Genomic DNA, 21904 nt, shown 5'->3' with positions numbered 1-21904 from the left:
GCGTCGGGAGCGCCGGTCAGCGCTCGTGGGGAAAAAGCCGTTCGATCGGACAGTGCGTCTTGATGAACGGCGACTTGATGACGATGTAGCTGAAGTACTTCGAGATGCCGATGTTGCGTTCGAGCAGCCCCTCGATCACTTCCTGGTAGTGGTTCACGCCGCGCGTGAGGAAGCGCAGCAGGTAGTCGTAGCCGCCGCTGACCAGGTGGCATTCGAGCACCTCGTCGACCTCGCGGATGGCGGCCTCGAAGCGCACGAAGTCTTCGCGATGGTGGTCCTGCAGCGTGACCTCGGTGAACACGGTGAGCGTGTCGCCGAGCTTTTCGAGCCGCAGGTGCGCGCCGTAGCCGGCGATGTAGCCCGCCTGCTCCAGCCGCTTCACGCGGATCAGGCAGGGGCTGGGCGACAGCCCCACCGCATCCGCCAGGTCGACGTTGGTCATGCGCCCGTTCTTCTGCAACTGGGCCAGGATACGCAGGTCGAGTCGGTCGATCTTGAAAGCTTCTGACATGGCGGGGCCTGATAACGAAACGAGAGATCCCGATTCTGCGTCGGCGGCCGGCTCTTGCGGGTATTGCGGGACGCCGTTTCAGGCGGCCATCGCGGCGCGGACGTCGGGCGCGGCCAGCACCTCGTCGAGCGTCTTCTTCAGCCGCGCGAACATCTGCGCGAACTCGTCCTCCGTGAAAGTGAGCGCGGGCGCGAAGCCGAGGATGTGGTCGCCGAAGGAGCGGAACACCAGGCCGTTGCGGTAGCCGGCCGCGAAGATGCGGTCGGACAGCCCGAGCGCGGCGTCGAATCCGCGCTTGCTGGCCTTGTCGCTCACCAGCTCCAGCGCGCCGAGCAGGCCGCGATGGCGCGAGTCGCCCACCAGCGGGTGCTCGAGCAGCGCGTCGAGCCCGGCCGCGAAATGCGCCGCGCCGCGCTGGCCGTTGGCGAGGATGCCGCCTTCCTCGTAGAGCCGCAGCACCTCGAGCGCGACCGCGGCGCCGACCGGGTGCGCCGAATAGGTCGCGCCGTGGCCGATGGCGGCGCCCGCCGGCGCGCCGTCGGCGATGCCGGCGTAGACCTTCTCCGACATCATGGTCGCGCCCATCGGCACGTAGCCCGCCGTCAGGCCCTTGGCCATGGTCATCAGGTCGGGCTCCACGCCTTCGGCCTCGCAGGCGAACATGGGGCCGGTGCGGCCGAAGCCGGTGATGACCTCGTCGACCACGAAGAGGATGTCGAGCTCGCGCGCGGCCTCGCGCATGGCCGTCAGCCAGCCCTTGGGCGGCACGATGACGCCGCCCGAGCCCTGGATCGGTTCGCAGAAGAAGGCGGCCACGTTGTCCGCGCCCAGCTCGGCCACCTTGGCGCGCAGCGCAGCGACCGACGAGGCGATCAGCGCCTGCGGGTCGGCACCGTCGGCATGACGGTACGCGTAAGGCGAGGCGATGTAGTGCTGCGTGGGCAGCGGCAGGTCGAAGCCGCGGTGGAAGGCCGGCAGCGCAGTGAGGCCCGCGCCGGTGGACGACGAGCCGTGATAGCCGCGCTCCAGCGAGATGAACTGCTTCTTCGACGGACGGCCGGTCGCGTTGTAGTACTGCACGATGAAGCGCACGGCGGCGTCGACCGCCTCGGAGCCGCCCAGCGTGAGGTACACGCGCGTCAGCGAAGCGGGCGTGATCTGCACCAGCTTCTGCGCGAGGCGGATGGCCGGCTCGCTGCTGAAGTGGAAGTAGCCGGTGGCGTACGGCAGCTGGCGCATCTGCTCGGCGGCGGCCTGCACCACGCTCTCCTGCCCGTAGCCCACGTTCACGCACCACAGGCCCGCGAAGGCGTCGAGCAGTTCGTGGCCGTTGCTGTCGGTCAGCCATGCACCACGGCCCGATGCCAGCACGGTGGGGCCGCGCCGTTCGTGCGTGCGCCAGGGCGAGACGGGGTGGATGAGGTGCGCGCGGTCGATGGCGTCGAGCGCGGCGTTTTGAGGTAGTGCGGAGGGGTGCGTCATGGGGTGTGAAGGAGCGAGAGCGAAGGGAGCTTTCGATGCCTTCAGCTTAGGCGGCGCACCGCATGAGGTGGTGCTTCTTTGGGGGTGTCGCACGAAGCAGGCTGCGGTTGTGCGTGCGGTGCGCAGCAGATCGTGCGGTGCTCTTCGTCCCCGATCAGTACCCGCGCGAGCGATCGACCAGGCCGAGCATCGGCTCGCCCGTCTCGAACCTCTCGAGGTTGTCGAGCACCACTTCCGCCGCGCTCAATGGCTGCGTCATGCTCGCGATGTGCGGCGTGAGCTGTATGTGCGGATGCCGCCAGAAGGCATGCTCCGGCGGCAGCGGCTCGGGGTCGGTCACGTCGAGCACCGCATCGCCGATCTGTCCGCCTGCGAGTGCGGCGAGGAGGTCGGCGTCCACGAGCTGCGGTCCGCGCCCCACATGCACCAGGCCTGCGCCCTTCGGCAGCAGCGAGAACAGTCGGGCATCAAGAAAGCCGCGCGTCGAATCGGTCAGCGGCAGCAGGCACACGAGGATGTCGGTGCGGGCCAGGAATGCCGGCAGCTCGTCGGCGCCGGCGTGACATTGGACGCCGTCGACTTCATGCCACGAGCGGCTCCATCCCGCGCAGTCGAAGCCCAATGCGACGAGTTGCGCCAGCACGGCCTGCCCGAGCGAGCCCAGTCCGAGCACACCGACGCGTCGCTCGCCGGCAGGACGCACCGTCAGCGGCCTCCACAGGCCCTGCTGCTGCTGGCGCCGGTACTGCGGGATGTCGCGATGCAGGCCGAGCACCGCATGCGTCACGTACTCGACCATGCCGCGCACGATGCCGGGCTCCACCATGCGCACGACCGGCAGTTCGGCAGGCAGCGCCGCGAAGTCGAACTGGTCGACGCCTGCGCCGGAGGAGAACAGCACCTTCAGATTCGGAAAGCGCGTCGCCAGGTCGTCCGGCGGCTCCCACGCCGCGAGAAATCGCACCTGCGCCGGATCGCCGATGTCGGGCCAGATGCGAAAGTCGATGTCGGGAGCGCGGCGGCGAAACACCTCGGCCCAGAGGCGGCCTCTTGCCGGGTCGGATTTGTAGAGGAAAGTCGCTCTCATCGTTCACCCGACAGCCTGGGTCACGATGGCAAAGAGCGAAGGCCCGCCCGCCGGCGTGAGAAGCGGCGCCCCTCGCACCATCGTCGTTGGCGCATCCACGCGCAGCAGCCCGATGCTTTCCAGGCACTCGGCCAGCCCGCTGTCGAAGTCGATGTCGATGCGGGTGAAGTGCCCCGCATTCACGCTGGCGAGATGAGCGATCAGCGCCTTCGCGCCATCCAGGTCGGGAGCGACCACGGGGCCGATCGAATGACCGCGCCCGAACCGGCGCAGCATCGCGAAGCCGCGCGGCTCGTTGTCGTGGTCCAGCACCACGCAGGCATCGGCACCGGCAAGCAGGTCGGAGATCAGTGCATCGCGCGGCATGCCGCGCGCGGCGGTGTCCAGGGCCTGCAGCGCCGCGGCTTCGTGAATGCCCGCGGGCCGCAGTCGCCAGCCCGGCTGCAGGGCCACCAGCGGCGCCGGCTGCGCGATGCCCTGGTGCTGGCGCAGCTCGCCGGTGCGCACGAAGCCCAGCCGCTCGTAGAGGCCGCGCCCTTCGGCGGTGGCATGCAGCAGCACCGTGCGGTCTTCCAGGCCCTCGAGCACCGCGCTCATCAGGCGATGCCCGATGCGGCGCCCCTGGCAGGCCGGCGTGACGATCACGAGGCCGACGGTGGCGTGGCGCTCGCCCCAGAGCCAGCGCAGGGCGCAGCCGACGATCTCGCCATCGCGCTCGGCCACGACGCCTTCGGCATGCGCGAACACCTGCTCCCAGTCCGCCAGCCGGTGCGGCCAGCGCAGCAGGTCCGTCATCGCGTGAGTGAACGGCAGGTCGGCGGGCGTCATCGGTCTCAGCGCCACGCCGTCGTCGGCGGGTGCATTCGGGGTCTGGTCGGGCATTGAAGGATCTCTTGGCGAAGGTATGTCCCTTCCATCTTGGACGACATCGGGCCGCGGTGCCAGACCGAAATCGGCCTTCGCCGCAACTTGCAAGCTTCGGCTGCGACGCGCCCGGGTTTTGCAATTCGCTGCGGTGAAGCGCCTGCGTACGCATACAAATGCTGCGCCGGCCTGCCCAGGATCGATCGCCGCTTCCGCGGAGCCTCATCGATCACGAGCCCATGCAAGCCTTCGACCCGCGACGGACTCACCTGCCTTCGGGCGATTTCACCGTCGGGCGCAGCGGTGCGCGACGCCGTCGCATGGGCCATTCCCTTCTTTCACCGCCGGGAGCCTGCGCTTCAAAAGCGTGCTCATCGACTTTGCCGCGACGCGCCGAGGTGCACGCCGCACGCATGGAGGGCAGACCGCATGGCATGCCGTCGCCGGCCCTCCAAACCGCAGCTTCGTCGTGGCAGGCAACGTATTTCCCTACAACCTCCGCGCTGCTGCGTGCTGCAATCAATCCGTAATTTGCTTGTCGCAATTGCCGTCTGAAGAAGTGGCCGGCGACCGGTACGAACCGACCCAACACAGGAATCGAGACCATGACCTTCAAGCCCAAGTACGTGACCTTCGACTGCTATGGAACGCTGACCCGCTTCCGCATGAAGGAGATGACGCGCGATCTTTTCGCAGACCGCATCCCCGCCGATCGCATGGAGCAGTTCATCGCCGACTTCGCCGCCTACCGCTTCGACGAGGTGCTGGGCGCCTGGCAGCCCTACGAGGTGGTGCTGAAGAACGCGGTGCGGCGCCTGTGCCGCAAGTGGAAGGTCCAGTACTTCGACCTCGACGCCCAGAAGATCTACGACGCCGTGCCCACCTGGGGCCCGCATGAAGACGTCGCCGCCGGGCTGGCCAAGGTGGCGAAGGAAATCCCGCTGGTGATCCTGTCGAACGCCTCGGACGACCAGATCCAGAAGAACGTCGCGATGCTGGGTGCGCCCTTCCATCGCGTCTACACCGCGCAGCAGGCCCAGGCCTACAAGCCGCGCCTGACGGCCTTCGAGTACATGCTCGATTCACTGGGCTGCAACCCCGAGGACGTGCTGCACGTGTCGTCCAGCCTGCGCTACGACCTGATGTCGGCGGACGACCTGGGCATCGTCAACAAGGTGTTCGTCAATCGCGGCCATGGCCCCGGCAACCCGGCCTACCGCTACACGGAAATCAAGGACATCGGCGGCCTGCCGGGCGTCGTGGGCCTTTGATCTTTCTTCTTTCCGGAAACAGCCTCGACAAGCCATGAAGCTCGACTCCTACTGGACCGACTCGGCGCCCGCCTTCGAGCCCGAAGCCCGCGAGCTTCCGGCGCAGGTCGACGTGGCCATCGTCGGCGGCGGCTTCACCGGCCTGTCGGCGGCGCTTGCGCTGGCCCGGCGCGGCGCGAGCGTCGCGGTGCTGGAAGCCGGCTCGCGCGTGGCGGCCGAGGCCTCGGGACGCAACGGCGGTCACGTCAACAACGGGCTTGCGGTCGACTACGCCGATGTGGCGGCCAAGGTCGGCGTGGAGCGCGCGCGCGGCTGGTACCACGCGTATGACGATGCGGTCGACACGGTGGCGCGGCTCGTGCGCGAGGAAGCCATCGACTGCGACTTCATGCGCCACGGCAAGCTCAAGCTCGCCACGCGGGCGAACCAGATGAGCGCGCTGGAGCACAGCGCGCGGCGCCTGGTCGACGACGGCGTGGACAGCGACGTGGAGATCCTCGACGCGGCAAGCGTGCGCGCCGAGGTGCAGAGCGACCGCTTCCACGGCGGCCTGCTCTACAGGCGCAGCGGCCAGATGCACATGGGCCGCTTCGCGCACGGGCTGGCAACGGCGGCGCAGCGCAGCGGCGCGCAGATCCACACCGGCACCGAGGTGAGTCGCATCGAGCGCGTGGGCCAGGGCCATGCCCACCGGCTGCACACCGCGCGCGGCACGGTCGCCGCGCAGCAGGTGCTGCTGGCCACGGGCGCGACGCGCCATGGCGGCTACGGCAGCTTCGGCTGGCTGCGCCGGCGCATCGTTCCCATCGGCAGCTTCATCGTCGTGACCGAGCCGCTGGGCGCGGAGCGCGCGCAGGCGCTGCTCGCGGGCCGGCGCACCTACACGACCATCGCGAACATCCACCACTACTTCAGGCTCACGGCCGACCACCGGCTGGTGTTCGGCGGGCGCGCGCGCTTCGCCATATCGAGCCCGCAGTCGGATGCGGCCAGCGGCGAGATCCTGCGCGCGGGGCTGGCCGAAACGTTCCCGCAGCTCGGCAAGGTGCGGCTCGACTATTGCTGGGGCGGACTCGTCGACATGACGCAGGACCGCCTGCCCCACGCCGGCGAGCGCGACGGCCTCTACTACGCCATGGGCTACAGCGGCCACGGCACGCAGATGTCGGTGCACATGGGCCAGCGCATGGCCGCCGTGATGGGCGGCGACGCTGGCGCCAACCCCTGGCAGGGGCGCGACTGGCCCGCGATTCCCGGCCACTTCGGCCCGCCGTGGTTCCTGCCGGCGGTGGGCCTCTATTACCGGCTCAAGGACAGGCTGGCCTGAGGGCCCGCGGTCATCTCTTTCTTTCGTTCGTTCCCGATTTCTTCCACCCCACGGCCCCCAGGAGCACTCACCATGAGCGACAGCAGCAGCGACAACAAGAGCTTCGACAAACTCGTCGGCCCCGATGAAAGCCTTCGCGTGATGGCATCGCTGCGACGCGGCGCCACGCGGCGCGACATCCTGTCGATGCTGATGGCCGGCGGCATGCAGGCCACGCTGGCCGGCAGCCTGGCGGGCATGGCGGTGTCGGCCCACGCGCAGACGCCGCGGCGCGGCGGCCGCATCCGGGTGGCGGGGGCCACCGCCGCTGCGACCGACACGCTCGACCCCGCCAAGCAGTCGAACCAGACCGACTACTCGCGCGGCAACATGCTCTACAACTGCCTCACCTCGCTGGACGGCAGCCTCACGCCGCAACCCGCGCTGGCCGAGTCGTTCACCACGAAGGACGCGAAGACCTGGGTGTTCACGCTGCGCAAGGGCGTGGTGTTCCACGACGGCAAGGCGCTCTCGCCGGCCGACGTGGTCTTCTCGGTGATGCGCCACAAGGACCCGGCCACGGCCTCCAAGGCCAAGGTGCTCGCCGACCAGATCGAGAGCGTGAAGGCCACCGGCCCCAACGAAGTGACGGTGCTGCTGAGCGCACCGAACGCCGACCTGCCGGTGATCCTGGGCACCTTCCACTTCCACATCGTCAAGGACGGCACCACCGACTTCAACGCCGGCATCGGCACCGGCCCCTACAAGCTCAAGGAGTTCAAGCCCGGCATCCGCTCGCTGGTGGTGCGCAACGAGGCCTACTGGAAGCCCGGCAAGCCCTACCTCGACGAGATCGAGTTCGTCGGCATCGGCGACGAGAGCGCACGCGTCAACGCGCTGCTGTCGGGCGGCATGGACCTGGTGGGCTCGGTCAATCCGCGCTCGGTGGAGCGCGTGAAGGGCACGCCGGGCTTCGGCATCTTCGTCACGCAGTCGGGCCAATACTCCGACCTGGTGATGCGCAAGGACGCGGGCCCCGGCGCCAACCCCGACTTCGTGCTCGGCATGAAGCACCTGTTCGACCGCGAGCAGATGAAGAAGACCATCGCGCTCGACTACGCGGTGGTCGCCAACGACCAGCCGATCGACCCGACCAACCGCTTCCACTTCGCCGGCCTGCCGCAGCGCCCCTTCGATCCGGAGAAGGCGAAGTTCCATCTGCAGAAGGCCGGCATCACCGGCAAGGTGCCGGTGGTTGCATCGCCGGCGGCGCTCTACTCGGTGGAGATCGCGCTGATGCTGCAGCAGACCGCGCAGCGCGTCGGCCTGGAACTCGACATCAAGCGCATGCCGGCAGACGGCTACTGGTCGAACCACTGGCTCAACAGCCAGGTGGGCTTCGGCAACGTCAACCCGCGCCCGAGCGCCGACGTGCTGCTCACGCAGTTCTTCCAGTCGGGTGCGGCCTGGAACGAGTCGCGCTGGAAGAGCGAGAAGTTCGACCAGCTGCTGCTGGCCTCGCGCGCCGAGACCGACCTGGCCAAGCGCAAGCAGATGTACGCCGACATGCAGACCATGATCCACCAGGACGCGGGCATCGGCATTCCGCTGTTCCTCGCGAGCATCGACGGCCACAGCTCGAAACTCAAGGGGCTGTCGCCGATTCCGCTGGGCGGCCTGATGGGCTACAACTTCGCCGAGAACGTGTGGCTAGACGCATGACGCGCATGGGTCGGTCCTCGCTGGGGTGTTTCCCATGAACCAGGTGATCCTCAAGCTCCTTGCACAGCGCATCGCGCTCGCGCTGCTGTCGCTGCTGGCGGTGTCGGTGATCGTGTTCTCGATCACCGCCGTGCTGCCCGGCGACGCGGCCGAGGAACAGCTCGGGCAGGACGCCACGCCCGAAGCGCTGGCCGCGCTGCGCGCGCAGATGGGGCTGGATGTGCCGGCGCCCAAGCGCTATGCGCAGTGGTTGCTCGGCATGACGAAGGGCGACCTCGGCCGCTCGGCCACGACGCAGATGCCGGTGTCGGAGCTGGTGGCCAGCCGGCTGCCCAACTCGCTGCTGCTGGCTGCCGTCACCGCCCTGTTCTCGGTGCCGATCGCGCTGGCGCTGGGCATCGCCTCGGCGGTGTGGCGCGGCTCGTGGTTCGACCGCGCGGCCTCCACCTCGGCGGTGGCGGTGGTGTCGGTGCCGGAGTTCCTGGTGGCGACGCTGGCGGTGCTGGTGTTCGCGGTGAAGCTTCGCTGGCTGCCGGCGCTTTCCTTCGTCAACGACATCGATTCGCTGGGCCAGATGCTGCAGGCCTTCGCAATGCCGGTGCTGGTGCTTTGCTGCGTGATCGTCGCGCAGATGATGCGCATGACGCGCGCCGCGGTCATCGACCAGCTGGAGGCGCCCTACATCGAGATGGTGCGGCTCAAGGGCGCATCGCCGATGCGCACGGTGTTGGCGCACGCGCTGCCCAACGCGGTGGGGCCGATCGCCAATGCGGTGGCGCTGAGCCTGTCGTACCTGCTGGGCGGCGTGATCATCGTGGAGACGATCTTCAACTACCCGGGCATCGCCAAGCTGATGGTCGACGGTGTCTCGCAGCGCGACATGCCGCTGGTGCAGACCTGCGCCATGATCTTCTGCGGCGCCTACCTGATCCTGGTGACCGCCGCCGACATCTGCGGCATCGTCGCCAACCCGCGGCTGCGGCACCGCTGACGCAGAGGCCACCGACATGGAATCGTCCACCTCCTCTGCGCCTTCGCCGTCTTCTCCGGCCATGAGCGCCGCGGCTCCTGCCTCCCGGGCATCGCCGCTGCGCTGGCTCGCGGGCTTCGGGCCCTCGGGCCTGCTCGGGCTCGCGGTGCTGCTCTTCTGGCTGCTCGCGGCGGCTTTCGGCCCCTGGCTGCTCTCGTACAGCACAGTGGCCACGGGCACCTCGAACGTGTTCTCGCCGATCAGCGCGGCGCACTGGCTCGGCACCGACTACCTCGGCCGCGACATGCTGGCGCGCGTGATCGAGGGCGCGCGCTACACGGTCGGTGTCGCGCTGCTCGCCACCGTCGTGGCCAGCGGCGTCGGCACCACGCTGGCGCTGCTGGCGGCAGCCAGCGGCCGCTGGATCGACGCAACGCTCAGCCGCGGGCTCGACACCCTCACTGCCATTCCGAGCAAGATGTTCGCGCTCATCATGGTGGCGGGCTTCGGCTCCTCGGTGCCGATGCTGGTGGCCACGGCGGCCATCATCTACGTGCCGGGCGCCTTCCGCATCGCGCGCTCGCTGGCCGTGAACATCAACGCGCTCGACTACGTGACGGTGGCGCGCACGCGCGGCGAAGGCACGCTCTACATCATGCTGCGCGAGATCCTGCCCAACATCGTCGGCCCGATGCTGGCCGACCTGGGCCTGCGCTTCGTCTACATCGTGCTGCTGCTGGCGAGCCTGAGCTTCCTGGGCCTGGGCATACAGCCGCCCGCCGCCGACTGGGGTTCGCTGGTGCGCGAGAACATCGGCGCACTGGCCATGGGCGGCGCCTCGGTCATCGTGCCGGCGCTGGCCATCGCGAGCCTGACCATCGCGGTCAATCTCGTCATCGACAACCTGCCCGGCCGTGCCGCGCGCGAACGGGGGACACGCTGATGGGCGCACCACTTACCGTCGAAGGCCTGAGCATCTGCGCCGGCGCCGCCACGCTGGTCGACAACCTGAGCTTCTCGGTGCAGCCCGGCGAGGTGCTGGCGCTGATCGGCGAGTCGGGCTCGGGCAAGACCACCACCGCGCTGGCGCTGATGGGCCATGCGCGCCACGGCTGCAACATCTCGGCGGGCAGGGTGCTCATCGGCGACACCGACGTGCTGGCGCTCGATGCCCGTGCGCAGCGCGCGCTGCGCGGGCGTACCGTCGCCTACATCGCGCAGAGCGCGGCGGCATCCTTCAACCCTTCGCGCACGATCATGGACCAGGTGGTCGAGCCCACCGTGATCCACGGCCTGTGCAAGCGGGCCGAGGCGGAGGCCAAGGCGGTGCAGCTCTTCCGCGAGCTGGCGCTGCCCGATCCGGAAGGCATCGGCGCGCGTTATCCGCACCAGGTGTCGGGCGGCCAGCTGCAGCGGCTGATGGCGGCGATGGCGCTGATCGGCGACCCCGACCTCGTGATCCTCGACGAGCCGACCACCGCGCTCGACGTGACCACGCAGATCGAGGTGCTGCGCGCCTTCCGCCGCGTGGTGCGCGAGCGCCGTGCCACCGCGGTGTACGTGAGCCACGACCTGGCCGTGGTGGCGCAGATGGCCGACCACATCCTGGTGCTGCGCAACGGCACCATGCGCGAGCTGAACGCGACCGGCCGGATCCTCGCCGCGCCGGCCGACGACTACACGAAGAGCCTGCTGGCCGCCGCGCGGCCGCAGACGCGCGCTTCGGCCGGTGCCGCGGACGACGGCCGTGAACTGCTGCTCGAAGTGCGCCAGCTCTCGGCAGGCTACGGCCCGGTGGATGCACAAGGACGCCCGGCCAAGCCGATCCTGCAGGACATCGACCTGAAGCTCTACCGGGGCCAGGCGATCGGCGTGATCGGCGAGTCGGGCTCGGGCAAGACCACGCTGGCGCGCGCGGTGGCGGGCCTGCTGAAGCCCAGCCACGGCAACGTGCTGTTCCACGGGCGGGAACTGAAGCCCACGCTGCAGCAGCGCGAGCGCGACGAGCTGCGCCGCATCCAGATCGTGTTCCAGATGGCCGACACGGCATTGAACCCGTCGCAGACCATCGAGCGCATCCTGGCGCGGCCGCTGGAGTTCTACAAGGGACTGCGCGGCGAGCCGCTGCGCAAGCGCATCCGCGAACTGCTCGATCTGGTGAAGCTGCCGCAGACAGTGGCCGGCCGCCTGCCGGGCGGCCTCTCGGGCGGGCAGAAGCAGCGCGTGAACCTCGCGCGTGCGCTCGCGGCCGAGCCGGACCTGATCCTCTGCGACGAAGTGACCTCCGCGCTGGACACCGTGGTGGGCGCGGCGGTGCTCGACCTGATCGCGGAACTGCGGCGCGAGCTGGGCGTGTCGTACCTCTTCATCAGCCACGACCTGCACACGGTGCGCGCGGTGTGTGACGAGATCGTGGTGATGCAGCATGGCCGCAAGCTCGCGCAGGTGGCGCGCGCCGACTACGACCGCGGCCCGCACCACCCCTACTACGAGCTGCTTGCGCGCTCGGTGCCCGAATTGCGCCAGGGCTGGCTCGACGAGATGGACCGCGTGGACCACGCCAAGGCGCTCGCATCATGAGAAAGACCGAAATGACCCCCACCTTCCGCATCGCCGTGATTCCCGGCGACGGCATCGGCAAGGAAGTGATGCCCGAGGGCCTGCGCGTGGTGCAGGCCGCCGCGGAGCGCTTCGGCTTCGAGCTCGACTGCCGCACCATCGACTGGGCGAGCGCAGACTATTACGCCGCGCATGGCCAGATGATGCCGAACGACTGGAAGGAGCACCTCAAGGGCGTCGACGCGCTGTACTTCGGCGCGGTCGGCTGGCCCGCCACGGTGCCCGACCACGTGTCGCTCTGGGGTTCGCTGCTGAAGTTCCGCCGCGAGTTCGACCAGTACATCAACCTGCGCCCGGTGCGCCTGTTCGAGGGCGTGCCCTGCCCGCTGGCCGGCCGCAAGCCCGGCGACATCGACTACCTCGTGGTGCGCGAGAACACCGAGGGCGAATACACCTCGCTCGGCGGCGTGATGTACGAGGGCACCGAACGCGAGATCGTGATCCAGGAGTCGGTGTTCTCCCGCCACGGCGCCGACCGCGTTCTGCGCTTCGCGTACGAGACCGCGCGTGCGCGCGGGCGCAAGCACCTGACGGTGGCCACCAAGAGCAACGGCATCGCGATCAGCATGCCGTGGTGGGACAAGCGCGCCGACGCGGTCGGCCTCGACTACCCGGAGGTGACGGTCGACAAGCAGCACATCGACATCCTGTCGGCGCGCTTCGTGCTGCAGCCCACGCGCTTCGACGTGGTGGTGGCGAGCAACCTGTTCGGCGACATCCTCTCCGACCTCGGCCCCGCGACCACCGGCACCATCGGCCTTGCGCCGTCGGCCAACCTCAACCCGGAGCGCAAGTTTCCGTCGCTGTTCGAGCCGGTGCACGGCTCGGCGCCCGACATCTACGGACAGAACATCGCCAACCCGATCGCGATGATCTGGTCCGGCGCGCTGATGCTGGACTTCCTCACGCAGGGGCAAGGCGCGGGGCGCGCGGCGCACGACGCGATCCTGGGCGCCATCGAGGCGGTGCTGCGCGACGGTCCGCGCACGCGCGATCTCGGTGGCTCGGCGAGCACCACCGAAGTGGGCATCGCGATCGCCGAGCGCGTCGCGGCGGCCTGAAACGAAGAAAGACTTTTCGACAATGACTCTCGAACTCCAACGTGAAGACCTGATGCCGGGACGGCATCTCATCGGCGCCGAGTGGCGCGAAGCCGGCGACGGCCGCCGCCTCGATGTCACCGACCCCGCGACCGACGGCGTCTTCGCGAGCGTGCCGGACGGCACGGCCACCGACGCGCGCGCGGCCACCGATGCAGCACATGCGGCCCTCCCCGCCTGGCGCGCGGTGCCCGCAAAGCAGCGCGCGCAGATCCTCAAGCGCTGGAACGACCTCGTGATGGCGCACCAGGAAGACCTGGGCCGGCTCATCTCGCGCGAGCAGGGCAAGCCGCTGGCCGAAGGGCGCGGCGAGGTCGCCTACGCGGCCAGCTACATCGAATGGTTCGCCGAAGAGGCCACGCGCGCCAACGGAGAGATCATTCCCGCACCGGTGACGGGCCGCCGCATGCTCGCGCTGCGCGAGCCTGTCGGCGTGGTCGCCGCGATCACGCCGTGGAACTTCCCGGCCGCGATGATCGCGCGCAAGATCGCGCCGGCCCTCGCTGCCGGTTGCACCGTGGTGTGCAAGCCGGCCGAAGACACACCGCTGACCTCGCTGGCACTCGTGAAGCTGGCACAGGAAGCCGGCGTACCTCCGGGCGTGCTGAACATCGTGACGGCCTCGCGCGAACGCACGCCCGAGGTGGTCGACGCCTGGCTCGACGACCCGCGCGTGCGCAAGATCACCTTCACCGGCTCCACCCCCGTGGGCAAGCACCTCGCACGCCGCTCGGCCGACACGCTGAAGAAGCTCTCGCTCGAACTCGGCGGCAACGCACCTTTCATCGTGTTCGAGGACGCCGACATCGATGCCGCGGTCGAAGGCCTGGTGGCCGCGAAGTTCCGCAACGGCGGGCAGACGTGCGTGTGCCCCAACCGCGTGTTCGTGCAGGCTGCAGTGCACGACGCCTTCGTCGACAAGCTGGCCTCGCGGGTCGGCGCGTTGAAGGTCGGCCCCGCCACGGAGCCCGACTCGCAGATCGGCCCGATGATCAACGCGCGCGCGGTCGACAAGATCGAGCGTCACGTGCGCGATGCCGTCTCGCGGGGCGCCCGCGTGGTCGTCGGCGGTAAGCGGCTGCGCGACGCGCGCTGCGACGGCCCCAACTACTACGCGCCCACCGTGCTGGTGAATGCCGACCCGACGATGGAATGCAGCTGCGAGGAAACCTTCGGGCCCGTGGTGCCGGTCACGCGCTTCGAGAGCGAGGTCGAGGTGGTCGCCGCCGCCAACGACACGCCATTCGGCCTCGCCGCGTACTTCTATTCGACGGACGTGCGGCGCATCCAGCGCGTGGCCGATGCGCTGGAGTCGGGCATCGTCGGCATCAACGAAGGCGCGCTGGCGGCCGAGGCCGCGCCCTTCGGTGGCGTGAAGGAATCAGGCTACGGTCGCGAGGGCTCCGTGCATGGCCTGGAGGACTACATGCACATCAAGTACGTCTGCCAGGGCGGCCTGAGCTAGCCGCCCCAGGCACGGCCGGCGCGGAACTCGCCCGGCGTCATTCCCTCGATCCGCCGGAAGTGCCGGTTGAAGTTCGAGATGTTGTTGAAGCCGACCTCGTAGCAGATGCTGCTCACGTGCTGGCGCGTGGATGCCAGCAGCCGGCAGGCCCTGGCCACGCGCAGGCCGATCACGAAGTCGGTGAAGGTCTGCCCCGTGGTGCGGCGGAAGCTGCGCGAGAAGGCGTTCTCGCGCATGCCCACGATCGCGCCCACCTCGGCCAGCGACAGGTCCTCGGCGTAGTTGTCGCGGATGTGGTCGATCGCCTTGTGCATGCGCAGCGCACGGGCGTCGTCGCCCAGGCCTTCGCCGGCCAGGGCAACGCCGGAGAGCACGCGGTAGTTGCTCCACTGCGCGAGCTCGTTCAGCAGCGCGGTGAATTCGGAAAATCGCGCGAGCCCGCGCAAGGTTTCGATGCGGCGCAGGCGCGCGAGCGTGCCCGCCTCCAGCCCGACGAACTGCACGCCCAGCCGCGCGCGGGCCAGCAGCGGCCCCGCGTCGGCGAGTTCCGGAAAGAGCGCCATGCCGCGCTTCAGCGGCTCGTCGCTGAAGCGCAGCACCAGTCCACCCGCGCTGCTGCTGTCCGGCTGCACGCGGTGCTCGAAGGCGAGGCTGCGCGGCAACCGGGGACCGAGCAGCACGACGGTGCCCGGCGCGAAGCTGTGCATCTCTTCGTCCGCGCCGCTGCCGATGCGCAGGCGCGCGGGTATCGAGCCGATCAGGTGCAGTTCGTGATCGTGCAGGCAGCGCGCTGCGCTTGCGTGGGCCGCGGGCGCGGTGGCCGGCTCGCATCGGACCGTGGCGGAAGCATCGCGCGGCGCTTCGGCGCGAGCCGGCGCGGGGGCCGTCGGCGCACGCCATGCGACCGTCTCCATGCCGCGTGAGCCATGCCGCCGCACCGGCTGCACCAGTGGCATGGGGCGCGCGGCTTTCGCATGCGGATGCGCATGGGTGATGGAGGCGGGCGTCATCGTGTTCAGCAAGATCAGTTTTCCTCCAGCACATCTCCGATGGACAACGACGACCCTGGAGCCGTCAGCTTCGCCGCGCCGGCGGCGGCATCGCCGTCTGCTGCTGGAACGCGGCGAGCAGGCGGTATTCCTCGCCGAGCTTGCGCGGCAGCGAGAGGTACACCGGCAGCAGCTGCCGGTAGAGCGCGGCGTTCTTGGCGTTGGGCGTGTGGCGGTGCGTGGCGCCGACCATGCCCGCGACGGCGTCGAGCGAATCGACGTGGCCCAGCGCATAGAGCCCCAGCACCGCGGCGCCGAGGCATGAGCTCTCGAAGCTCTCGGGCACGACCACTTCGCGGTCGAACACGTCGGCCATCATCTGGCGCCACATGCCCGAGCGCGCGAAGCCGCCGGTGGCCTTGATGCGCGCGCTGCGCCCGGCGATCGACTCGACCGCCGGCAGGATGCTGTACAGGTTGAAGATCACACCCTCGAGCACCGCTCGGATCATGTGCTCCTTGCGGTGGTGGATGCCCAGCCCGAAGAAGGAGCCGCGCAGGTCGGCGTTCCAGTAGGGCGCGCGCTCGCCGGTGAGGAAGGGGTGGAACACCAGCCCTTCCGAGCCGGCCGACACGCGCTCGGCGATGCGCGTGAGCACCTCGTAGGTGTCGATGCCCAGGCGTTTGGCGGTCTCGGCTTCGGCCGAGGCGAACTCGTCGCGCACCCAGCGCAGGATGATGCCGCCGTTGTTCACCGGTCCGCCCACCACCCAGCGCCGTTCGGCGAGCGCGTAGCAGAAGGTGCGGCCTTCGGGGTCGGTCATGGGGTGGTCGACCACGGTGCGCATCGCGCCGCTGGTGCCGATGGTCACTGCCACCTCGCCGGGCGCCACCGCGTTCACGCCGAGGTTGGAGAGCACGCCGTCGTTGGCGCCGATCACGAAGGGGGTGTCGCGCGACAGGCCCAGCTGCGCCGCCACGTCGGCCGCGAGGCCCTCGATGTGCCAGGTGGTCGGCACCGGCTGCGACAGCTGTTCGGCGCGCACGCCGGCGAGAGCGAGCGCCGCTTCGTCCCAGTCGAGCTTCCCGATGTCGAAGAGCCCCGTGGCCGAGGCGATCGAGTGGTCGACCTGCCACTGGCCGAAGAGCCGGAAGAACACGTACTCCTTGATGCCGACGAAGCGCGCGGCGCGCGCGAAGAGCTCGGCGCGCTCGTGGCGCAGCCACACCAGCTTGGCCAGCGGCGACATCGGATGGATCGGGGTGCCCGTGCGGCGGTAGATCGCGAGCCCGTCCCACTCGTCGCGGATGCGGCTGGCCCAGGCCGAGGCGCGGTGGTCGGCCCAGGTGATGCTGTTGGTGAGCGGCGCGCCCGCGTCGTCGACCAGGATCAGGCTGTGCATCGCCGCGCTGAAGGACACCGCGAGCACGTCGGCCGGCGCGGCCTTGCTCTGCTTCACGCAGCTGGCGATGGCCGAGAGCACGGCCTGGAAGATCTGCTGCGGGTCCTGCTCGGCGGCCGCTGCCTCGGGCTGCAGCAGCGGGTACTCGATGGTGTCGTGCGCCAGCACGCGCCCGGCGGGCGTGAAGGCCACGGCCTTGGTGCTGGTGGTTCCGATGTCGACACCGATGACGATGCGGCCCATGGCGCGTCTCCTCAAACGATCAGGCTCAACAGCATGATGAAGATGATGGCCACGACCGAGATCAGCGTTTCCATCACTGTCCAGGTCTTGAAGGTTTCGGCCACCGTCATGTTGAAGTATTGCTTGACCAGCCAGAAGCCCGCGTCGTTGACGTGGGACAGGATCAGCGAACCCGCGCCGGTGGCCAGCACCAGCAGTTCGCGGTTCACGCCCGGCACCATGGTCGCCAGCGGCGCGACGATGCCCGCGCCGGTGATGGTGGCGACGGTGGCCGAGCCGGTGGCGATGCGGATCAGCCCCGCCACCAGCCAGGCGAGCAGGATCGGCGAGACCTGCGCATGCAGTGCCATCTGCCCGATCGCGTTGCCCACGCCGCTGGCCACCAGCATCTGCTTGAAGCCGCCGCCCGCGCCGATGATCAGCACGATGGCCGCGGTGGGCGCGAGGCTGTCGTCGACGAACTTCATGATCTGCTTCGAGGTGAAGCCGCGCGCGAAGCCGAAGGTGTAGAGCGACAGCAGCAGCGCCGCCAGCAGCGCGGTGATCGGGTGGCCGATGAAGTCCATCCACTGGCGCACGATGTTCTTCTCGTCCAGCGCCACGTCGGCAAAAGTCTTCAGCAGCATCAGCGCCACCGGCAGCAGCACCGTGACCAGCGTGATGCCGAAGCCGGGCAGCTCGCGGGCCTCGGGCTCGCGCGCCAGCTGCTCCATCAGCTCGGGCGAGGCCTCGCCCGGCACGTACTTCGAGATGAACTTGCCGAAGATCGGGCCCGCGATCATCGCGGTGGGCAGGCCGACGATCAGGCCGTAGAAGATGGTCTTGCCGATGTCGGCATTGAAGACGCCGATGGCCAAGAGCGGCCCCGGATGCGGCGGCACCAGGCCGTGCACCACCGACAGGCCCGCCAGCAGCGGAATGCCGATGCGGATGAGCGACACGCCGGTGCGCCGCGCCACGATGAACACCAGCGGGATCAGCAGCACGAAGCCGATCTCGAAGAACAGCGGGATGCCGACCAGGAAGGCCGCGAACATCATCGCCCAGTGCACTCGCTCGCGGCCGAAGGCGTCGATCAGCGTGCGCGCGATGCGGTCGGCGCCGCCCGACTCCGCCATCATCTTGCCGAGCATGGTGCCCAGGCCCAGCACGATGCCCACGAAGCCCAGCACGCCGCCGAAGCCGTCCTGGAAGGACTTCATGACCTTGTCGACCGGCATGCCCGAGGTCAGGCCGAGGAAGCCGGCGGCCAGCGTCAGCGCGATGAAGGGGTGCACGCGCCAGCGCGTGATCAGAAGGATCAGCCCGACGATCGCCACCAGGGCATCGACGAGCAGGAACATCTCTTGGCTCATTCCGAACATGGTTGTCTCCTGAATCCGGGCCTGCCCATGAAAAAGAAGGCTGGAAGGCTGCCCGGCGGGTGGGACAACAGTCTGGATAGCGCTGTCCCGCACAATTCAAAAAAACCAGCTCTGGTGCGCGCTCGGGTTTTTCCGAATCGGACAAGGGCTGGGATAGCGCTATCCTAGGACAGCGCTGTCCAAATCCAGCTTGGTACTAACCCTAAGATCCGCCCGACCATGGCCGACACCCCCGACCGCCCGCGCTCCCGCTCTTCCAGCCACGTCACGCTCGACGACGTGGCGCGCGCCTGCGGGGTGAGCCCGATCACCGTGTCGCGGGCGCTGCGCGGTGCGCGCAACGTGGCGCCCGAGCTGCAGGCCCGCGTGCAGGCGGCGGTCGACCAGCTCGGCTACGTGCCCAACGTGGCGGCGCGCGCGCTGGCCTCGGCACGCAGTTCGCACGTGGCGGTGCTGATCCCCTCGCTGACCAACCAGCTCTTCGTGGAACTGCTGGAGGCGGTTCAGGACGCGCTGTCGCCGCACGGCTTCCAGTCGCTCATCGGCGTGACGCACTACGACCCGGCGCAGGAAGAGGCGCTGCTGCGCAGCTACCTCTCGCAGCGGCCGGCGGGCGTGCTTCTGACGGGCTTCGACCGCAGCGCCGCGGCCGTGCAGATGCTCGAGCGCAGCAAGGCGCCCTGCGTGTACCTGATGGAAACCTCGGCCGAACCCGGCGTGCACAGCGTGGGCTTCTCGCAGCAGGACGCGGGCCGAGCCATCGTGCAGCACCTGCTGCAGCGCGGCCGCCGGCGCATCGCGTATGCCGCCGGCCAGCTCGATCCGCGCGTGATGCTGCGCTTGGAAGGCTATCGCGAGGCGCTGCGCGCGGCGGGCTGCCACGATCCGGCGCTCGAACTGCTGGTGCCGGGCCCGACCTCCATGGCGCTGGGCGGCCGCCAGTTCGAGGACCTGCTCGCGCGCCACCCCGACGTGGACGCCATCTTCTATTGCAACGACGACCTCGCCCAGGGCGGGCTGCTCGCCGCGCTGCGCACCGGCGTCGAGGTGCCGAAGCGCGTGGCGATCGCCGGCTTCAACGATCTGGGCGGCAGCGACCAGATGCTGCCGCCGTTGACCACCGTGCGCACCCCGCGCCAGGAGATCGGCGAACGCGCGGCCAACATGCTGCTGGCGCTGATGCGCGAGGAGACGGTGGCCGAGCGCACGTTGGACCTGGGCTTCGAGCTGGTGGTGCGGCAAAGCAGCTGAGGCGCCTACAGCGCCAGCGCCGCCACTTCCGCGCTGCCGAGCGCACCGCCGTAGACGCGGAAGTCGTCGATGCGGCCCTGCAGATAGGGATCGCTCGAGAACTGGGAGCGCCCCAGCCAGTTCTGCGTTGTCGCGCCCAGGTCGAAGGGCGCCAGGCTCATCTGCGCATTGGAGCCGGCCTCGACGCCATCGACGTACAGGGTGCCGAGCGCGCCGGAAACAGTGACCGCGACATGCACCCAGCGGCCGGTCGGCAGCGCCGCCGAGCCATCGATCACCTGCTCGTTGTAGCCATGGACGGTGGAAATCGAGAACCGCGGCACGCCGCTGCCGTTGCGCACGGTCAGCATCATGTAGCGGCGCTCGCCCGAGCCGAAGTCGAAGACGCGCGACCAGGTCGAAAGCTTGTCGAGGTAGAGCCAGGCGCTGACGCTGAAGTCGCCGAGGCTCTTCGCCGCGCCCGTCGGCAGGACGACGTGGCCGGTAGCGCCGTCGAGGGCGACCGCGTTGCCTTCGCGTCCGGCGGCCAGGGTCGCGCCGCCTTGCAGCCCGCTCGCGGCGAACCGGCCGGTCGCGTCCGCCACCTGCGTGCCGCCCGATTCATCGAACTTCAGCTGCATCAGCAGCTCGGGCTTGAGCGCCGCCCTTTCCTCGTTGGACGCAGCACTCTCGCCCGACGCGCTCACCGCGACGACCACGTAGTACCAGACCTCCCCGGCGTTGACGGTGCCGTCGGTGAACGTGAGCGTGTCGGTGATGCCCGGGGCGACGGTGGAGTAAGGCCCGCCCGCCGTGCTCGCGCGCTTGACGGTATAGCTCTGCGCATCGGGGCAGCCCCACCACGACAGCACCACCTGCGTGCCGCGCACGTGCGCGGTGAGCCTGCTCGGCTTGCCCTGCGCCGTGAGCGGGTCGCGCGTGAAGGTCAGCGTGCCGAAGCCCAGCTGGTCGCCGTTGCCGCTGTCCGACTCCGGGCGCATCTGGATCGCCTGCAGCGAGGTGTAGGGCGTGGCAATGCCGAGACGGTTCGCGTAGTGGTTGTAGACGCTTTCCCAGATGCCGCGCCGGTGCCCCTGCCCTGCGGTCGACAGCACGGACTGCGTGCCCTGCCTGTTGATGTTGGTGAAGAAAGGCACCGTGTAGAAGTCGCCGGTGCTGCTGTCGGTCAGGTTGGACTTGGCGACGTACTCGGCGCCCGCGAGGAAGCGGTTGTTCTCGTAGCCGTAGGTGTCGTCGCCCTGGTTCCACGCCATCTCGTGGAACGCGCCGGCAAGGCCGATGCCCAGCGTGCAATGGCCCTGGTCGCGCCCGCTCTCCTGCCACTGGCCGAGGTAGCCCGGATGCACGTGGTAGACCGCCTGCAGGCCCGCGCCGTTGCCCTGCCCGGTCTTGTAGTAGCTCATCGCCTCGTCGTAGATGTCGGGCCGGTCGCACAGCACGCCGATGGCCAGCATCGAGGCCAGCGTGCACTGGTCCCAGTTGGCCCAGTAGTTGGTGATCTCGGAGCCGTTGTGGTCGATCAGGAAGCTGTGGTTCAGCGGATAGAACACGGTGAGCATCATGTTCTGGAAGCGCGCGAAATCGCTCGCCGCCCAGCCCTCGTAGGTGCGCATGATCTCGCCCGCGTTGGCGAACTGGTAGCCGTAGATGCCGGCCGCGAGGAAACGGTCGGAGTTGCCGGTGACCAGGGTCAGCGTGGACGACCATGCGTTCAGGAAGGCGACGGCGAGGTCGGCATAGCGCGTGTCCTGCGAGACCTTCCAGCGCAGCGCGAGTTGATAGGCACGCGCGATGTCGATGTACATCTGCGCGAAGTTCGAGCCGTCGCCGCCGCGGATCACCGTCGCCAGCGGCCGTGGCGTGGCGCCCAGCTGCGAGCGGCCGTTGGAAGTCAGCGTGTTCCAGCCGTCGAGCCAGGGCTGCGCCTGCGCCGCGACCTTCTGGCGCATGCGCTCGAAGTCGGCCTCGGTGTGCAGCAGGCCGGGGTGGACGAACTTGCGGGCTTGCGCCGCGGGTGTCGCCGATGCCGGGTCGGCGGCCGTGGTGGTGCCGGCGGTATCGGTGGCGCCTGCCGTCTGCTGCCCGGCAGCGGTCTGCGCGCCAGTGCCAGTCACCGGAAAGGAGAAGCCGCCTCCTCCACCTCCGCAAGCCGTCGTTCCCAGAACGAGGGCACCTGCGGTGCCCAGAAAGAAAACACGGCGGTCCAGGGAGAAGCCGTTCTTGTCATCGTCCAACGAATGCATCCTTGCCGAAATCTG

At 69.2% G+C, this 21904-nt stretch carries 17 protein-coding genes; 9 read left to right on the top strand and 8 right to left on the bottom strand.

Annotation, left to right across the window (positions count from 1 at the left end; genetic code table 11):
* Positions 1-16: 16 nt before the first annotated feature.
* The 4 genes from EJO71_RS11860 to EJO71_RS11845 all read right to left on the bottom strand — a co-directional run bounded on the left by EJO71_RS11860 (position 17) and on the right by EJO71_RS11845 (position 3962).
* Positions 17-511 (bottom strand): Lrp/AsnC family transcriptional regulator, encoded by a 495-nt coding sequence (locus tag EJO71_RS11860; protein WP_125948908.1) that lies wholly within the window; start codon positions 509-511, stop codon positions 17-19.
* A 78-nt stretch (positions 512-589) separates the two neighbouring features.
* Positions 590-1993, bottom strand: coding sequence for an aspartate aminotransferase family protein (locus EJO71_RS11855; RefSeq protein ID WP_125948907.1), 1404 nt, complete (start codon positions 1991-1993; stop codon positions 590-592).
* Positions 1994-2147: 154 nt separating this feature from the next.
* Positions 2148-3080, bottom strand: a complete 933-nt coding sequence (locus EJO71_RS11850; protein ID WP_125948906.1) for a glyoxylate/hydroxypyruvate reductase A — start codon at positions 3078-3080, stop codon at positions 2148-2150.
* 3 nt (positions 3081-3083) lie between these two features.
* Entirely contained in the window at positions 3084-3962 is an 879-nt protein-coding gene (locus EJO71_RS11845) for a GNAT family N-acetyltransferase (protein ID WP_125948905.1), read from the bottom strand.
* Between the two features lie 587 nt (positions 3963-4549).
* Here EJO71_RS11845 and EJO71_RS11840 point away from each other — a divergent pair.
* The 8 genes from EJO71_RS11840 to EJO71_RS11805 all read left to right on the top strand — a co-directional run bounded on the left by EJO71_RS11840 (position 4550) and on the right by EJO71_RS11805 (position 14397).
* On the top strand, positions 4550-5215 hold the full coding sequence (locus tag EJO71_RS11840) for a haloacid dehalogenase type II (RefSeq protein WP_125948904.1): 666 nt from the start codon (positions 4550-4552) through the stop codon (positions 5213-5215).
* Positions 5216-5249: 34 nt separating this feature from the next.
* A complete protein-coding gene (locus EJO71_RS11835) occupies positions 5250-6542 on the top strand; it encodes an FAD-binding oxidoreductase (RefSeq protein ID WP_125948903.1) in 1293 nt (430 codons plus the stop codon).
* A gap of 72 nt (positions 6543-6614) precedes the next feature.
* The gene (locus tag EJO71_RS11830) at positions 6615-8243 is read left to right on the top strand and encodes an ABC transporter substrate-binding protein (protein WP_125948902.1); all 1629 of its coding nucleotides are present in this window, start codon (positions 6615-6617) and stop codon (positions 8241-8243) included.
* Positions 8244-8277: 34 nt separating this feature from the next.
* Positions 8278-9234 (top strand): ABC transporter permease, encoded by a 957-nt coding sequence (locus EJO71_RS11825; RefSeq protein WP_125948901.1) that lies wholly within the window; start codon positions 8278-8280, stop codon positions 9232-9234.
* A 16-nt stretch (positions 9235-9250) separates the two neighbouring features.
* Positions 9251-10156: an ABC transporter permease gene (locus EJO71_RS11820; protein ID WP_125948900.1), complete on the top strand. Its 906-nt coding sequence runs from the start codon at positions 9251-9253 to the stop codon at positions 10154-10156.
* Positions 10156-11793, top strand: a complete 1638-nt coding sequence (locus EJO71_RS11815; RefSeq protein WP_125948899.1) for an ABC transporter ATP-binding protein — start codon at positions 10156-10158, stop codon at positions 11791-11793. The genes EJO71_RS11820 and EJO71_RS11815 overlap by 1 nt, the downstream gene beginning before the upstream one ends.
* Positions 11794-11804: 11 nt before the next feature.
* Positions 11805-12893: a tartrate dehydrogenase gene (locus EJO71_RS11810; RefSeq protein WP_125949160.1), complete on the top strand. Its 1089-nt coding sequence runs from the start codon at positions 11805-11807 to the stop codon at positions 12891-12893.
* Between the two features lie 22 nt (positions 12894-12915).
* Entirely contained in the window at positions 12916-14397 is a 1482-nt protein-coding gene (locus tag EJO71_RS11805) for an NAD-dependent succinate-semialdehyde dehydrogenase (protein ID WP_125948898.1), read from the top strand.
* Here the strand turns inward: EJO71_RS11805 and EJO71_RS11800 are convergent.
* The 3 genes from EJO71_RS11800 to EJO71_RS11790 form a co-directional block, all read right to left on the bottom strand.
* Positions 14394-15407 (bottom strand): AraC family transcriptional regulator, encoded by a 1014-nt coding sequence (locus EJO71_RS11800; protein ID WP_240651365.1) that lies wholly within the window; start codon positions 15405-15407, stop codon positions 14394-14396. The two genes, EJO71_RS11805 and EJO71_RS11800, sit on opposite strands and share 4 nt — an antisense overlap.
* A gap of 64 nt (positions 15408-15471) precedes the next feature.
* The gene (gene gntK / locus EJO71_RS11795; RefSeq protein ID WP_125948897.1) at positions 15472-17031 is read right to left on the bottom strand and encodes a gluconokinase; all 1560 of its coding nucleotides are present in this window, start codon (positions 17029-17031) and stop codon (positions 15472-15474) included.
* Between the two features lie 11 nt (positions 17032-17042).
* On the bottom strand, positions 17043-18395 hold the full coding sequence (locus EJO71_RS11790; RefSeq protein WP_125948896.1) for a GntP family permease: 1353 nt from the start codon (positions 18393-18395) through the stop codon (positions 17043-17045).
* Between the two features lie 219 nt (positions 18396-18614).
* On the opposite strand from EJO71_RS11790, the gene EJO71_RS11785 reads away from it, so the two are divergent.
* The gene (locus EJO71_RS11785; RefSeq protein ID WP_125948895.1) at positions 18615-19646 is read left to right on the top strand and encodes a LacI family DNA-binding transcriptional regulator; all 1032 of its coding nucleotides are present in this window, start codon (positions 18615-18617) and stop codon (positions 19644-19646) included.
* A 5-nt stretch (positions 19647-19651) separates the two neighbouring features.
* Here the strand turns inward: EJO71_RS11785 and EJO71_RS11780 are convergent, their stop codons facing one another.
* Positions 19652-21889, bottom strand: a complete 2238-nt coding sequence (locus EJO71_RS11780; RefSeq protein WP_125948894.1) for a LamG-like jellyroll fold domain-containing protein — start codon at positions 21887-21889, stop codon at positions 19652-19654.
* Positions 21890-21904: the final 15 nt, after the last annotated feature.

Source organism: Variovorax sp. 679 (assembly GCF_003952185.1).
Lineage (GTDB): Bacteria > Pseudomonadota > Gammaproteobacteria > Burkholderiales > Burkholderiaceae_C > Variovorax.
The sequence above is the reverse complement of the archived record's forward strand: the minus strand, read 5'-3'. Positions and strand labels throughout refer to the sequence as shown.

Excerpts from the sequence above, each read along its gene's own strand:
- EJO71_RS11830 (WP_125948902.1), top strand. The coding sequence starts at position 6,615 with ATGAGCGACAGCAGCAGCGACAACAAGAGCTTCGACAAACTCGTCGGC.
- EJO71_RS11860 (WP_125948908.1), bottom strand. The coding sequence starts at position 511 with ATGTCAGAAGCTTTCAAGATCGACCGACTCGACCTGCGTATCCTGGCC.
- EJO71_RS11805 (WP_125948898.1), top strand. The coding sequence starts at position 12,916 with ATGACTCTCGAACTCCAACGTGAAGACCTGATGCCGGGACGGCATCTC.
- EJO71_RS11790 (WP_125948896.1), bottom strand. The coding sequence starts at position 18,395 with ATGTTCGGAATGAGCCAAGAGATGTTCCTGCTCGTCGATGCCCTGGTG.
- EJO71_RS11800 (WP_240651365.1), bottom strand. The coding sequence starts at position 15,407 with ATGACGCCCGCCTCCATCACCCATGCGCATCCGCATGCGAAAGCCGCG.
- EJO71_RS11835 (WP_125948903.1), top strand. The coding sequence starts at position 5,250 with ATGAAGCTCGACTCCTACTGGACCGACTCGGCGCCCGCCTTCGAGCCC.
- EJO71_RS11780 (WP_125948894.1), bottom strand. The coding sequence starts at position 21,889 with ATGCATTCGTTGGACGATGACAAGAACGGCTTCTCCCTGGACCGCCGT.
- gntK (WP_125948897.1), bottom strand. The coding sequence starts at position 17,031 with ATGGGCCGCATCGTCATCGGTGTCGACATCGGAACCACCAGCACCAAG.
- EJO71_RS11785 (WP_125948895.1), top strand. The coding sequence starts at position 18,615 with ATGGCCGACACCCCCGACCGCCCGCGCTCCCGCTCTTCCAGCCACGTC.
- EJO71_RS11855 (WP_125948907.1), bottom strand. The coding sequence starts at position 1,993 with ATGACGCACCCCTCCGCACTACCTCAAAACGCCGCGCTCGACGCCATC.
- EJO71_RS11850 (WP_125948906.1), bottom strand. The coding sequence starts at position 3,080 with ATGAGAGCGACTTTCCTCTACAAATCCGACCCGGCAAGAGGCCGCCTC.
- EJO71_RS11845 (WP_125948905.1), bottom strand. The coding sequence starts at position 3,962 with ATGCCCGACCAGACCCCGAATGCACCCGCCGACGACGGCGTGGCGCTG.
- EJO71_RS11820 (WP_125948900.1), top strand. The coding sequence starts at position 9,251 with ATGGAATCGTCCACCTCCTCTGCGCCTTCGCCGTCTTCTCCGGCCATG.
- EJO71_RS11815 (WP_125948899.1), top strand. The coding sequence starts at position 10,156 with ATGGGCGCACCACTTACCGTCGAAGGCCTGAGCATCTGCGCCGGCGCC.
- EJO71_RS11840 (WP_125948904.1), top strand. The coding sequence starts at position 4,550 with ATGACCTTCAAGCCCAAGTACGTGACCTTCGACTGCTATGGAACGCTG.
- EJO71_RS11825 (WP_125948901.1), top strand. The coding sequence starts at position 8,278 with ATGAACCAGGTGATCCTCAAGCTCCTTGCACAGCGCATCGCGCTCGCG.
- EJO71_RS11810 (WP_125949160.1), top strand. The coding sequence starts at position 11,805 with ATGACCCCCACCTTCCGCATCGCCGTGATTCCCGGCGACGGCATCGGC.